Raw genomic sequence first — 14,223 nt, forward strand, 5'->3', positions numbered from 1 at the left:
AGCTCAGGTTTATTTCACTCGTTCAATTTCACGGTGAACCTGACGGAGTGATTTTGCCCAAGGACTCACCGACTTAACCGAATCTGGCAAGCTTGCGACGGCATCACGAGCCATTTGAATTGTCGGATAATCTTGATATGTGATGATATACCACTCGGTGTCATTACGAACGGTAGGATAAATTCGCACTTGATTATTCAGTTGATGCTCATTGAGAAAGGATTGTACATCTTCCATTGAGGTCATAGCTGCGAGTTGTAAAGTATAAGCTCTTGGCGATAGCGCTTTTAGTTCTTCACGGGCAAATGAAAACTTCACAACAGGTTGGTTTACGTCACCCTCTTCTGACTGAGCAGGTGCTTGCGCCATATCTTGATTCGGTTTTACGACTTTAATCAAAGGAGAGCTAGTTTCATCGGCGGTTTCTGTTTTCTCAGTACCTACGACGTCATCAATCGCTTTTGTGTCTGCTGAATCAGTTTTACCTTCAAGCAATGCATCGACCACATTCGACTCAATCACCACTCTTTGTTGATTGTCATCACTGCCTACGCTCGCTACTTCTTCTGTCACTGCTGGCGGTAATGAATCAGAATCATCAACCGCACCAGAGTTATCAAGACTGCTAGAGCCATCGGTTACAGGTTGCAGTGAAGATTGCGCTGCACTGATTACTGACTCTTCAAAAGTTGGAATAGCCGTTTGCTCTAAACCGCCAGCAATTTGCTGCGCTTTATCATCAGGACTTGGTTGACTAAGCATCCACCAATAGCCACCCGCAGCAAGCAACAGTAATACTAATACCACCAACGCAATATTCAGGGGTGAACCGACAATCGAGCGGATAATGATCCTTTTTTCCACTTTCATCTCTCCTAACGCCATGATGTCACCCGGTACTGGGTCGACTTTTTTAAATGCATCTCTAACCCGTTTCTCAGACTCATCATCGACGTAGCGCGCAACAAGTGACTCAAAGAAACGACGAGCTTCCACTTCGGACAACATATCAATATCAAGCTCAACAGGCTTTATCTCTTGTCCATAACTGAGACGTGCTAGCAAACCGTCTAAACGTCCAGACTGTGTAAACAGTAAGACATTGATGGTCCAATTTGGCTTATGGTGCGCCTCTAAGACCAGCATCCAAAGCTCAGAGATAAGTGTCTCACTCAATAAATGCGCATCATCTACAACAATTGCAATGTCACACGGCTCATCACCTAAAAGCCTTTCAAGGCTATCAAGTAAAGGCTCTTGCTGATTAAACAATGCGTCTGAAACCAGTTGATTCAAAATAAGGACGCGATGCTGCACATCGTCTTGATTAGAATGACAAAGTAACAAACATTGATTCTTGTTACTGGCACCCACTTCAAGGTATCGCTGCGCTAACCAAGATTTCCCGTACCCATCATGACCATTAATCGCAATGAGATTGGAACCAAAGTTAGTCAGTAGACCTAATCTATCAAGCAACTCGATTTGAGAATCTAATTCCAGTACGTGAGCAACACTCATCTAATAACCTTAATACACTACAAGAATGACGCCCAAAGGCGCCATTACAAGGTTAAATATCGCGACCGAAGTCTATTGCCTGTTTGAGTACGTCTTGTGTCGTATCAGCAATTACCTCGGCAGTGCCAATGCCTGTAGGCAAAACCAATCGTAATTGACCAGAGAGGACTTTCTTATCTCGCATCATGTGCTTGATGAAGTCATCGAAATTCATACTGTCTGGAGTATGCACAGGCAGTTTTGCACGACGCAAAATCGCAACAATACGCTCAAATTGCTCTTCCGAGATCAGACCACGTAGATGCGACGTTTTGGCCGCCATAACAGTGCCGGAAGATACCGCTTCACCATGCAGCCAATTGCCATAGCCAAGTTCCGCTTCAATCGCATGACCAAAGGTGTGACCTAAGTTAAGCAAAGCACGGATGCCCGACTCTTTCTCATCCTGAGCCACCACTTCCGCTTTTATTTCACAGCAACGTGCGATCGCATAAGTTAGTGCTTCTTCATCCAACGCATACAAGCGCTCAAGATTGTCTTCTAACCATACAAAAAAATCTGCATCGTAAATAATGCCGTACTTAATGACTTCGGCGATACCCGCAGCGAACTCACGTTCAGGCAACGTCGACAGGCAGTTGGTATCAATGATCACTGCTTTAGGTTGGTAAAACGCACCTATCATGTTCTTACCCAACGGATGGTTAACCGCGGTTTTTCCACCAACCGAAGAGTCCACTTGGGATAGTAATGTGGTCGGTATTTGAATAAAGTCGACCCCACGCTGGTAACAGGCAGACGCAAAACCCACAAGGTCGCCAATAACACCACCACCTAACGCGATGATCACAACATCACGAGCATAACTCCCTTCCAGTAAGAAGTTCATTACTTGATTAAATACATCCAAGTTTTTGTACTGTTCACCGTCAGGCAATTCTAACAAGGATGCACTACAACCGAGCTGCTCGAGTTGCTTTAAAATTTTGTCTGCATACAAAGGCGCCACTGTGACATTACTGATCACAACAACTTTTTGTTTTGCATTTTTGTTTGAGAGAACTTGAGAGAGGTACGCCGGGTCCTCAAATAACCCGGCGCCAATAGAGATTGGGTAGCTACGCTCAGCTAGGTTGACCGTAATCCGTTCCATCGGTTTGCTCCAATTAAAAAAAAGATAAAGACTTATCTCTCTTCTAGCATTTTTACGATCTGGTTGGCTACCACTTTTGCACTTTGATCGTCAGTGCGAACAGTGTAATCCGCTACTTCTTCATATAAAGGATTACGTTCTTCAGCTAATTGCTCCAATACTTCGCGAGGGTTATCCGTTTGAAGTAAAGGACGCTTCTTGTCGCGGTTTGTACGCGCAAGTTGCTTTTCAATCGTCGTTTCTAAGTAAACAACAACACCACGTGCCGAAAGACGATTGCGGTTTTCTTTGCTCTTAACAGAGCCACCGCCAGTCGCAAGCACGATGCCTTGCTCTTGTGTTAGGTCTTCAAGTACCGCTTCTTCACGCTTGCGGAAGCCTTCTTCACCTTCTACATCAAAAACCCAAGAGATGTCTGCACCAGTGCGTTCTTCGATCACTGTATCGGAGTCAACAAACTCCATATGCAGTTGCTGTGCTAGATGTCTACCAATTGTACTTTTGCCGGCGCCCATTGGGCCAACAAGGAAAATATTACGTTTCTCAGCCATGTTTAGCAGTAATTTACAACATTGATTCAATAAGATCGCCACAAGAAAACACAGCTAAACTGCTGTTCTACAAGGCTTGTGGCACCAGTTCCTCACAGATAATTCGTGATAAGACCCGAAATTATCCAAGCATGGTGCCACTATTGCAACTTTATTTTTGATTTAATCAGTTTTTCCCGAGACAGAACTACTGAATCACCACCTTAGGCGTGACGAAAATTAACAGCTCACTTTTGCCAACATTCTCATAACTTCGACGAAAAAGAGCACCTAATAGCGGCAGGTCGCCCAACAAAGGCACTTTGTCCACCGAGTTAGTAATGCTGTGCTGAAAAATACCACCAAGAACGACCGTTTCACCGTTATTCACTAACACTTGCGTCCCGATACGTTGAGTATCAATCGCAACAGCTTCACCAGTGCCGGTCTTCACTACTTGTCCAGGTCTATCTTGCGTGACACTTAAATCCAATACTAAGCGGTTATCCGGTGTGATTTGCGGGGTTACCTTCAAACTTAATACCGCCTTTTTGAACGTCACCGTCGTTGCACCACTTGATGATGACTCTAGGTAAGGAATCTCTGTACCTTGTTCGATATAGGCAGGTTTCTTATTGGTAGTGATCAAACGTGGGCTCGAGATAATCTCAGCTTTAGACTCTTGTTGCAGAGCAGAAAGCTCAAGATCCAACAAGGTGTCTGAACCTAACTTTGCGACCTGAAAAGCAATGCTGGTCGCATTCGGACTGGTTGCAGCTAAGTTTACATTTAGGAAGTCATCGATCCCCACTCCATCACCGTCACCACCGTCGTCGCCCCCTTCTCCATTATAGAGACCGATCGTGGCAAGGTTGTTCTCAATAGAACCGCCCACTGTATTACTGCCATTAATAGACGTAAAACCCCAACGAATCCCTAACTCATCCATGTTACCTTCATTGATGGTCACAATACGCGCCTCAATTTGAACCTGTTTAACTGGAATATCCAAAGACTCAATAATTTCTCGAATCACCTCGATGTTTTCAGGTAACTCTCTAATCAATAACGAGTTAGTTCGCTCATCAATGGTCATACTGCCGCGCTCTGACAGCATGCTGATATTTCCTTCACCATTGATCATCTCCGCAATGTCTGATGCTTTAGCAAAATTAACTTTGATGATTTCAGATGAAAGCTCTCCCATTTCTTCCGTCAGTTTTTGTTTTTCTAACTGCTGCTTCTCACGCAAGTCCAGCTCATCAGTCGGAGCAACTAAAATCACGTTGCCATCAACACGCTTATCTAACCCCTTAACTTGCAATATAATATCCAGCACTTGCTGCCAAGGGACACCATCAAGACGAAGCGTGAGGTTGCCTTCCACAGAGTCGGAGACAACCAAATTGAATTGGTTGTAATCAGCAATAAGCTGCAAGACGTTTCGCACAGGAATATCTTGGAAGTTAATCGAAATAAGCTTACCTTCTCTTTCTAAAATGCTTTTATCTGGGGCTTTCTCATTAGGTTTGATCTTCGCTACTTTGATTTCCAAAAAACGCCCCGTTAAACGGTAATCATGCTTGTATTCTTCATTGATGTGCGCAACCAAGCGCGTCGTCGAGGTGTCGCGAAACACTTCTACGCTCTCAACCACAGTCGAAAAGTCTTTCACGTCTAGGAGATACAATTGCTCGTCTTTTACTGAAGTGTTAAGCAAATCGATACTTAACCCTTCCTGTACACGCTTGATATCTACAATCGCGGCCGGTGACGCCAATTCGACGACAATCACCGCGTCTTTATCTTTATTAGTTCGAAAGTCGATACTTTTTAGGGCATTGGACGAAACTTCTTCAGCTGCCGCTAAAGGGGCTAAAAATACAAACAACCATAAGGAGAAGAGCCCAGTAAGTATCCTTGGTGTACGTGTTAATCCTTGTCTCATTTTCATTACTCAATATCAAAAATAAATGGGGCTATCTCAAAGCCAACTTAACTTTACGTTTTTGCCAACATCCTAAGCCGTCGGGCAACGTTTCATTAATCAACAAATAGGAGTGGCTGACATGGGTCACTTTGCCATTATTGCGTCCGAGGTATTGACCCGGCTTAACTTTATAGACGGTGCCATTGGGAGCCTGAACGAGGCCAGAAACCGTGTTATCCATGCCCATGACACCTTTCAAACGTAATTGGCTTAATGGGAATTTTTCTAATTTGCCAGTTCGCCTTCTTGAGGGCGGTTGCCAACAATCTTTTCTTGCAACTGGCTGAGTCGCGATGGTGGCTTCTTTGGGTAATTCAAAGGGTGCACGCTGTACTTCCGGTGCGTACGTGACTGCAACATACTTGTCTGCGGGCTTAAGCTTCTCGACCTCTCGACGCGCCTGTGTTTCCACTCCTCGAATAAAATCCGTCAATGATTCATCATTCGCCTGGCAGCCCATCAATAGAGAACCCATCAGTACCAGCAACAAAGACTTACTTGTCATTTTTCGTCTCCTCCGGCTTAAACTGATAGGTATTAGCACGCACCCGAAAGTGCAGGGTTTCGCTCTCTTGGCTGACACGTTGCCAAGTCACATCTTTAAACGTGATGATTCGAGGTAGCGTCGCTATTGCCTGAGAAAAATGGCCGATGTCATGAAAGTCGCCCGTTAACTCTATGTTTAAAGGGAGACGATAAAGGAAGTGCTCTGATTGTTTTTCGCCCCAGTCGATTCGGGTGAAAGTCAGCTTATTGTCGATGCCAAGCTCATTCACTGAAGCGAGCATTGTAGCCAGCTCTTTTTGCGCAGGCAGTTGTTGCAGTAATAACTCGTAACGAGTGGTAAGTTCATCCAATTGAGATTGAAGCTGAGGCAACGCTGCCACTTTGTTCGCTTTGATCTTCAATGCCACCTTGAGTGTCTGCTCCTGCTGAATCAAGTGATTCAACTGTTCGTCTTTCGGTTTAAGGTAAAACCAATAACCTAAGCCTTGAATCGCCATGATCAGAAGTGCGATTACTACAATCTGGGGCAACAATGGCCACTCGGCCATTTCATCTATTTCGAGATCCTGCCAATCAACCACGTTGAGCCTCCAATTTCTTCTCCGTTACTTTGAACATGAAAGACACTTTGAATGTTTGAAACTCTTTCCCAAAACGGGCTTTGCCGTGAACGATGGAATGCATTTCTACGTCGTTCAACTTGGCCGAGCGCTCCATGTTGTCCAGCATCGTGGCAAGTTTTGGAGTGCTATCAGAGATCCCAGAGATCTCAATTTCCAGATCATTCATTTTGATCTTGTCGACATATACACCTTCAGGGATAACGGCAGGCATTAAGTTCATGAACTCGGTCGTTTTGTTTCGTCCGTTTTGTAAACCTTCAACGACCTTTAGACGTTCGAGGATTTTGCTGTGCTCTTGCTCTGCAATTTTCATTGCTTCAATACGCTGGTCGAGTTCGGCAATGTAGTGAGTGAGGTAATCGAGCCGCTCCTGTTGTTGATCTTGTTGGTACTCAAAAAACTTTCCAATACCCCACTGGATGCCAACAGCGACCAACATGCCTAATGCGACCAAACTGATGAAACGACGTCGGTGCTCTTCTCTTTGACTCTCTCGCCAAGGAAGTAAATTAATGCGATAAAGCACGGGCGCCTCCTAGCCAATGAATGCCACGAACGGCCAGTCCGGCTGCTGTTGAGAAATGCTGCCAATCCACAGCACGACGCTTACGCTTAGACACCTTCATCTCAAATAGCCCTAGCGGATTTAGCAATTCACACTCTAACGACAATTGTTGAGACAACTCCTCTGCGAGCATGGGAGTGGAGGCCCCCTCCCCTGATAACCAGATACCCTTGATGTTTTGTGAGCCATTGATTGAGGTATAGAGCTGCATCTGGCGCTTTACTCGCTCTATGATTTGACGGTTAAACAGCTCTGTTTTCTCCTGAGCATCATCGGACAGAAAATCGACTGGAGAAGCGCTGTTTGCTCCGCGTGTGCCGTAAGCAAACTCTTTGTGAAACAGTTCACCTTGTTCGGTAAACATGGTGAAGGAGCTCGATAAGGTGCCAATATCGAGTAAGCAGTATTTGTTTTTGTCAGGAAAGCGATCGGCGGTGAGCTTCCAGATATGACCAAGGCTTTGCGAATGCACGTCCACTAAAACAGGTTTTAGTCCGGACTTTTGTAATGCATCGACTCGGCCTTCTACCACATCTTTTCTTGTCGCAAACACTTGATAGCTATCACTGCCACTCTGCCCGCCCTCAGCGCGAAGACGAACGAAGTCTAAACTCAGCTCTTCGACAGGGAATGGCGATTGATGAGAAAAGGCTTGTATCACTGCAAACTCAACTTCACTCTCTTCAAGATTTTGTTCTATTTGCAGTTTCTTGCTAATTACCGAGTTATCAGGAACTGAGATCGCAACTTTTTTAGCGCCAAAAGGCAGTTCTTTTTTTATCTGCTTGAGGGTCTTTACAATTTCTTGATGATTTATGGTGTTATTTTCAGCGACAATACCTTCCTTTAGTAATATTTCTTTGTAACCCAACAGAGCGTAATTGTTGCCTGTGGGTTTAAGTACTACGGCTTTGAGGCTGTTATGGCCTATATCGATGCCGGTAACGATTAGCTTATCCATCTCTTACTCTCGCTCCGAAATTTCTTCGTGCAAAGGTTGTTATTAGCATCCAAATAAGAGTTAATATCTCTTATGTGCTAAATTTTTGACCTAAGAGTACAAGGGTTTGCCGTTACACAGCCTCAACCAATCAGGGATTCTCCGGTGAAGTTCATAAAGCGTTTATTATTTTTAACATTGATTTGCATAATTCTTGGAGTCACCACAATATTTGGCTTCTATCAGTATGTGAAGCCTGAATTGCCAGATGTTGCAACTCTAAAAGACGTTGAATTACAAACACCTATGAAGGTGTTTAGTCAAGACGGGAAGCTGATCGCACAGTTCGGTGAAAAGCGTCGTATTCCTGTTACTTATGACGAAATTCCTCAAGACTTAATTCACGCGCTCATCGCAACCGAAGATAGCCGTTTCTACGAGCATCCTGGTATCGACCCTATCGGCATCACTCGTGCAGCTGTTGTTGTTGCGGTTTCAGGCTCGGCTAAACAGGGTGCAAGTACGATTACGCAACAGCTAGCTCGTAACTTCTTCTTATCTAATGAGAAGAAGATCATGCGTAAGATTAAAGAGATTTTTATTGCTATCCATATTGAGCAGCTTTTAAGTAAGCAAGAAATCATGGAGCTTTATGTCAATAAAATCTTCCTTGGTTACCGCTCATATGGCTTTGGTGCTGCCGCTCAAGTGTATTTTGGCAAGAGCCTTGATGAATTGACGTTAAGTGAGATTGCAACACTCGCTGGTATGCCAAAAGCGCCATCAACCATGAACCCAATTTACTCTCTTGAGCGCGCAACAAAACGCCGTAACGTTGTATTAATGCGAATGCTTGATGAGAAATACATTACACAAGAGCAGTATGACGAAGCACGCAATGAACCTATTGTGGCGCGTTATCATAGCGCTGAAATTGAGCTTTCAGCGCCTTACGTAGCAGAGTTGGCTCGTGCATGGGCAGTAAAAGAGTACGGTGAAGAAGAAGCTTACACCTCTGGCTTGAATATCTACATGACTGTGGATTCTAAACTGCAAGATGCTGCAAATACGTCTGCGGTAAATAACCTCTTGTCATACGATGAACGTCATGGCTACCGTGGTGCAGAAAGTGTGCTTTGGAAAGAAGGGGAAGCAGCCTGGGGCAATGAGCAAATAGAAAAGCACCTGAAGAAACAGCCAACTTATGGTGACCTTTACCCTGCGGTTGTGACGAAAGTCGATGATAAGACGGCGCAAGTATGGGTTAAGAACCATGAAGAGCAAACCATCCCTTGGACTGGAATGCACTGGGCACGTAAGTACATTACTGATAACCGCCAAGGCTCAACACCAAAGTCAGCGCATGATGTGCTAGCGACAGGTCAACAAGTTTGGGTTCGCGAAGTAAGTGAAACCGATGAAGATGACAACACAACACTGAGCTGGAAACTGAGCCAAGTGCCGACAGCAAACACCGCGTTTGTTGCGATGAACCCAGAAAATGGCGCGATATTGTCGCTGGTTGGTGGTTTCAACTTTGTTCACAGCAAGTTTAACCGTGCAACCATGTCAGTACGTCAGGTTGGTTCAAGTATCAAGCCTTTCATCTACTCGGCAGCAATTGACAAAGGGCTGACTCTAGCCACTTTGATTAACGATGCGCCGATTAACAAGTGGGATGCAGGTTCGGGTTCAGCTTGGCGACCAAAAAACTCACCACCAACTTATGGTGGTCCAACGCGTCTTCGCCTCGGCTTAGCTCAATCAAAAAACGTCATGGCAGTGCGTACACTCCGTGAAGTTGGCCTCGAGGAGACACGTCAGTACCTTACTCGTTTCGGTTTTGATATTAACCAAGTACCACGTTCAGAGACCATCGCGCTCGGTGCTGGTAGCTTAACACCAATGAAAGTAGCACAAGGCTACTCTGTATTTGCGAACGGAGGTTATTACGTCGAACCGTTCTACGTAGAACGCGTGGAAGATGCATTCGGTGAAGTGCTGTTTAAAGCGAATCCAAAGAGCGTTTGTCATAAGGATTGTCCGCAAATGAGCGAGCAGCCAGAAAATCGCTACGCTGATGAATTTGGCGAACAAGACGTCGCAATTGATGGCCTAGCAACAGACAATGCCCTTGAAAATGATGAACCTCAATATGCACCGCAAGTTATCTCTGAACAGAATGCATTCTTAATGCGTGAGATGATGTACAGCAACATTTGGGGTGGCGGTAACTGGCGTGAAGGCACAGGTTGGAATGGTACAGGCTGGCGCGCGCAAAAACTTGGTCGTCGTGATATCGGGGGTAAAACGGGTACAACGAATGATTCCAAGGATGCTTGGTACAATGGCTATGGACCTGGTGTCGTTGCGATAGCTTGGGTTGGCTTTGATGATCACTCACGTGCACTTGGCCGCACCACTGTTAACAGCAACCTAGGGCAAGGCCAAGTTTCTGGTGCCGAGTCGGGTGCGAAAACCGCAGAGCCTGCTTGGATTGACTTCATGCGTGTTGCGCTAGAAGGGACGCCGGAGCAAGGTAAAAATATTCCAGAGGATATTATTCGAGTTCGTATTGATCGCAACAGCGGTATGCTAACGCACAAGGTAGATAGCACATCAATGTTCGAATACTTTGAAAAAGGCACGGAGCCTACCGAATACGCTGGCGACCGTTTAGAAGATAGTATTTATTCTTCAGGTTCTGGCGCAGAAGAACTGTTCTAAATCACAAAAGCACAAGGGAGAGCATCAAGCTCTCCCTTTTTTATTTCTGCTTTTTATGCTGCAGCATTCAATGATGGATAAGAAGCCAACACCTCTTTAATCTTCGCTGCTAAAGCTTCAAACCTAGCTCGTAATGGTGAGCCCGGACGGTATACGAGAACAATATTACGCGAGGGGGTTGGGTTAACAGCTGGTACGTAGCATACGCCATCTTTTTGCTTCTCATTAGGGATAGAAAGCTGAGGCAATAACGTAATCCCCGCACCGGCAGCAACCATGTTGCGTAACGTCTCCAAGCTGGTGGCTTTAAAACGCTCATCGTCTTTTGCTCCAGCGGCAAAACAAAAACCTAACGCTTGATCTCGCAGACAGTGGCCGTCTCCCAACGCTAAAACGGTTTTACCATTCAGCTCCAACATATCAACATGGTCGAGAGAGGCCCACTCATGGTCACATGGCACTGCGACACTTAATGGCTCTTGATACACTTCGATCTCTTTAAATGGCGCAGTTTCATCAACCGAAGCTAAAACTAAGCAATCTAGTTTGCCTTCTTCCAATTGACGCACTAATTGATGTGTTTGAGCTTCGTGCAGAAATAGCTCCAGCTCAGGAAATGCTTCTTTTATCTGCGGCAGAATTTTGGGTAGTAGATAAGGCCCAACCGTCGGGATGAAACCAATATGCATCGGTCCAGTCATGGCTCCGCTTTGACCGCTTGCCATATCTCTGAAGGTTTTCACTTCACTTAAGATGCGTTTAGCCTGCTCCACCAGCTGTAACCCTGAATCGGTAAACAAAACACGTCGGCTGCTTCGCTCTAAAAGCGTGGTCCCGAGTTCATCCTCTAGTTTACGAATTTGCCCACTCAATGTTGGCTGGCTAACAAAACATGCCTCTGCCGCTTTGCGAAAGTGCTTATGTTCCGCAAGTGCAACTAAGTACTCAAAATCTCGAATATTCATAATTCACGCTTCGCTTCTTTAATAATAGCTAATACCTATCAAAACCATAACACCAAACGATTAGAGCTATCAAAGGATTTTTACAATAATGGGCTCAACAAAACGAAACAGAGCGACGAAAAACGCTAAGCTCTATACGCATAATTTAAAATAGTTAAAGGAAATCATTATGTTTGTATCTAAAGAAGGTCAACAAGTCCCTCAAGTTACTTTTCCAGTTCGTCAAGGTGACTCTTGGGTGAATGTAACGACCGATGAGCTATTTAAAGGTAAGACCGTTATCGTATTTAGCTTACCGGGTGCATTTACTCCAACCTGTTCATCAAGCCATCTACCTCGTTACAACGAATTGTTCCCTGTATTTAAAGAGCACGGAGTTGATGAGATTATTTGTGTCTCGGTCAATGATACGTTCGTGATGAATGCATGGAAACAAGACCAAGAAGCAGAAAACATTACCTTCATCCCGGATGGTAATGGTGAATTCACCGATGGCATGGGTATGTTAGTGGATAAAAACGACATCGGCTTTGGCAAACGTTCATGGCGTTACAGCATGCTAGTAAAAGATGGCGTAGTGGAAAAAATGTTCATTGAGCCAAACGAACCAGGCGACCCATTCAAGGTGTCAGACGCAGATACGATGCTGAACTACATAGCGCCTGACTACAAAACGCAAGAATCCATCACGGTGTTCACTAAACCAGGCTGCCCTTTCTGTATGAAAGCGAAACAAAATCTGATTGACCACGGTCTTCAATATGAAGAAGTGATTCTGGGTAAAGACGCAACAACAGTTAGTCTACGAGCTATATCTGGTCGCACGACTGTTCCACAAGTCTTTATCGGTGGCAAGCACATCGGCGGTAGCGAAGAGCTAGAAGCGTATCTAGGCTAAGCTGTCCATAGCCTACACCCTCGGTCTCCGGTGCCTTTGGCTCGGAGGCCAACCCTAAACCACTTCTTCTACTAGTCTAGATAAGTAGTTATCTGCCAATAAGGTGACTACTTATCCAGATTCAACTATCCAATTCACTCTCCAAGCTCAATGTAGCTAGCTTGGCTTAGAACAAAAGCGAGAGTTCACGATGAAACAAGTTAATGTCGACGTAGCGATTATTGGTGGCGGGACGGCTGGTCTTGGTGCTTATCGAGCAGCAAAAGCTCATACCAACAGCGTGGTAATGATTGAGGGCGGTCCCTACGGAACAACCTGTGCTCGTGTCGGATGCATGCCGTCTAAGCTGTTAATTGCGGCAGCAGAAAGTGTTCATCAAATCGAAAAAGCACCTGGATTTGGGATACACCCGCAAGGTGAAGTACGAATTAACGGACGAGAAGTTATGGATCGTGTAAAGCGCGAACGCGATCGTTTTGTTGGCTTTGTGCTTGAAAGTGTCGATGATATTCCCGCTGAAGACAAACTATCGGGCTACGCGAAGTTTGCCGATGACCACACTCTCATCATAGATGATCATACTCAGGTCACCGCACAGCGCATTGTTATTGCGACAGGATCTCGTCCAGCATATCCGGCAGCTTGGAATGAACTGGGTGATCGCCTAGTGATTAACGATGATGTATTTGACTGGGATGACTTACCAGAGTCAGTGGCAGTATTTGGCCCAGGAGTCATCGGCCTTGAATTGGGTCAGGCTTTACACCGCCTAGGAGTAAACGTGAAGCTCTTTGGCCTTGGAGGACAAGTGGGCCCACTGACAGACCCAGAGGTGATGGCGTATGCAGATAAAGCCTTTAAGGAAGAGTTCTACCTTGATGCAGATGTAAAAGTCGAAAGCATGAAACGCATTGCTTCGTCAGGCAATGACGGCGAAGACAAGGTCGAAATCCAATTCATCAACCATGATGGTGAATTAGAAACTTTCGTTGTCGATTACGTATTGGCCGCAACGGGTCGTCGTCCAAACGTCGATAAGCTGGCGATCGAGAACACCAATGTGGCTCTCGATGAACGTGGCGTACCAACGGCGGATCACTACACATTGCAAACTTCGGTAGAGAGCATCTTCATCGCAGGTGATGCAAGTAACCAAATTCCACTGCTGCACGAAGCCGCTGACCAAGGCCGTATTGCTGGAGACAACGCAGGCCGTTTCCCAGATATTCGTGCGGGTCTGCGTCGCTCACCAATTTCAGCCGTGTTCTCCGACCCTCAAATTGCTATGGTTGGCGAAACATATAAACAACTAGAAACACGTCTAGGCACATGTGGATGTTTCGCAACCGGTGAAGTCTCGTTTGAAAATCAAGGACGTTCGCGCGTCATGCTTCGTAATAAAGGCATTCTGCATGTCTACGGAGAGCAAGGCACTGGACGTTTTTTAGGTGCAGAAATGATGGGCCCGAATGCAGAGCATCTTGCTCACCTTTTAGCATGGGCGCACCAAAATAGGATGACGATTTCTGAGATGTTAGATATGCCCTTCTATCACCCAGTGATTGAAGAAGGCGTCCGCACCGCTCTACGTGATTTGAATGCAAAACTACACTTAGGGCCAGAAATGGTGAAACATTGTCTTGACTGCGGCCCTGGCTGCTAACGCTTTCAGGCTTCTATCTAAATATAAAGCAAAGCCTCGTCATCAACGAGGCTTTGCTTTACTACTTCGGTGCAATGAAATCTCTCTTACGCTGCCATCATTGCATAGCGGCTGACCATACAAATCGCGACAACACCGATC

Annotated in this window: 12 protein-coding genes; 3 read left to right on the plus strand and 9 right to left on the minus strand. The window is 45.5% G+C overall.

Annotation, left to right across the window (positions count from 1 at the left end):
• Nucleotides 1–9: 9 nt before the first annotated feature.
• From R8O70_RS22575 to pilM, 8 genes are all read right to left on the minus strand, one after another.
• Nucleotides 10–1,521: an SPOR domain-containing protein gene (locus R8O70_RS22575; protein ID WP_258624169.1), complete on the minus strand. Its 1,512-nt coding sequence runs from the start codon at nt 1,519–1,521 to the stop codon at nt 10–12.
• A gap of 52 nt (nt 1,522–1,573) precedes the next feature.
• Nucleotides 1,574–2,674 (minus strand): 3-dehydroquinate synthase, encoded by a 1,101-nt coding sequence (gene aroB, locus R8O70_RS22580; protein ID WP_005381318.1) that lies wholly within the window; start codon nt 2,672–2,674, stop codon nt 1,574–1,576.
• 32 nt (nt 2,675–2,706) lie between these two features.
• Nucleotides 2,707–3,225 carry a shikimate kinase AroK gene (aroK, locus tag R8O70_RS22585; RefSeq protein ID WP_005381319.1) on the minus strand — a complete coding sequence of 173 codons (519 nt, stop codon included), beginning with the start codon at nt 3,223–3,225 and terminating at the stop codon, nt 2,707–2,709.
• Between the two features lie 187 nt (nt 3,226–3,412).
• Entirely contained in the window at nt 3,413–5,158 is a 1,746-nt protein-coding gene (locus tag R8O70_RS22590; protein WP_053307551.1) for a type IV pilus secretin PilQ, read from the minus strand.
• 25 nt (nt 5,159–5,183) lie between these two features.
• Nucleotides 5,184–5,699 (minus strand): pilus assembly protein PilP, encoded by a 516-nt coding sequence (locus R8O70_RS22595; protein WP_005382766.1) that lies wholly within the window; start codon nt 5,697–5,699, stop codon nt 5,184–5,186.
• Complete coding sequence (locus tag R8O70_RS22600; protein WP_017633532.1) at nt 5,689–6,282, minus strand: type 4a pilus biogenesis protein PilO; 594 nt, start codon at nt 6,280–6,282, stop codon at nt 5,689–5,691. Before R8O70_RS22600 ends, R8O70_RS22595 begins: the two co-directional genes overlap by 11 nt.
• Nucleotides 6,275–6,850, minus strand: a complete 576-nt coding sequence (locus tag R8O70_RS22605; protein ID WP_017821732.1) for a PilN domain-containing protein — start codon at nt 6,848–6,850, stop codon at nt 6,275–6,277. Before R8O70_RS22605 ends, R8O70_RS22600 begins: the two co-directional genes overlap by 8 nt.
• On the minus strand, nt 6,834–7,850 hold the full coding sequence (pilM, locus tag R8O70_RS22610) for a type IV pilus biogenesis protein PilM (RefSeq protein ID WP_017821733.1): 1,017 nt from the start codon (nt 7,848–7,850) through the stop codon (nt 6,834–6,836). The genes R8O70_RS22605 and pilM overlap by 17 nt, the downstream gene beginning before the upstream one ends.
• Before the next feature lie 144 nt (nt 7,851–7,994).
• On the opposite strand from pilM, the gene R8O70_RS22615 reads away from it, so the two are divergent.
• Nucleotides 7,995–10,556 (plus strand): penicillin-binding protein 1A, encoded by a 2,562-nt coding sequence (locus tag R8O70_RS22615; protein ID WP_206225431.1) that lies wholly within the window; start codon nt 7,995–7,997, stop codon nt 10,554–10,556.
• Between the two features lie 53 nt (nt 10,557–10,609).
• Here the strand turns inward: R8O70_RS22615 and oxyR are convergent, their stop codons facing one another.
• A complete protein-coding gene (gene oxyR, locus R8O70_RS22620) occupies nt 10,610–11,521 on the minus strand; it encodes a DNA-binding transcriptional regulator OxyR (RefSeq protein WP_005381326.1) in 912 nt (303 codons plus the stop codon).
• A gap of 169 nt (nt 11,522–11,690) precedes the next feature.
• On the opposite strand from oxyR, the gene R8O70_RS22625 reads away from it, so the two are divergent.
• Both R8O70_RS22625 and R8O70_RS22630 read left to right on the plus strand, forming a co-directional pair.
• On the plus strand, nt 11,691–12,419 hold the full coding sequence (locus R8O70_RS22625) for a redoxin family protein (protein ID WP_005382781.1): 729 nt from the start codon (nt 11,691–11,693) through the stop codon (nt 12,417–12,419).
• Nucleotides 12,420–12,609: 190 nt separating this feature from the next.
• Nucleotides 12,610–14,082: a dihydrolipoyl dehydrogenase gene (locus R8O70_RS22630; RefSeq protein WP_047104141.1), complete on the plus strand. Its 1,473-nt coding sequence runs from the start codon at nt 12,610–12,612 to the stop codon at nt 14,080–14,082.
• Nucleotides 14,083–14,223: the final 141 nt, after the last annotated feature.

It is taken from the genome of Vibrio sp. 779(2023) (assembly GCF_033344285.1).
Taxonomy (GTDB): Bacteria; Pseudomonadota; Gammaproteobacteria; order Enterobacterales; family Vibrionaceae; genus Vibrio; species Vibrio alginolyticus.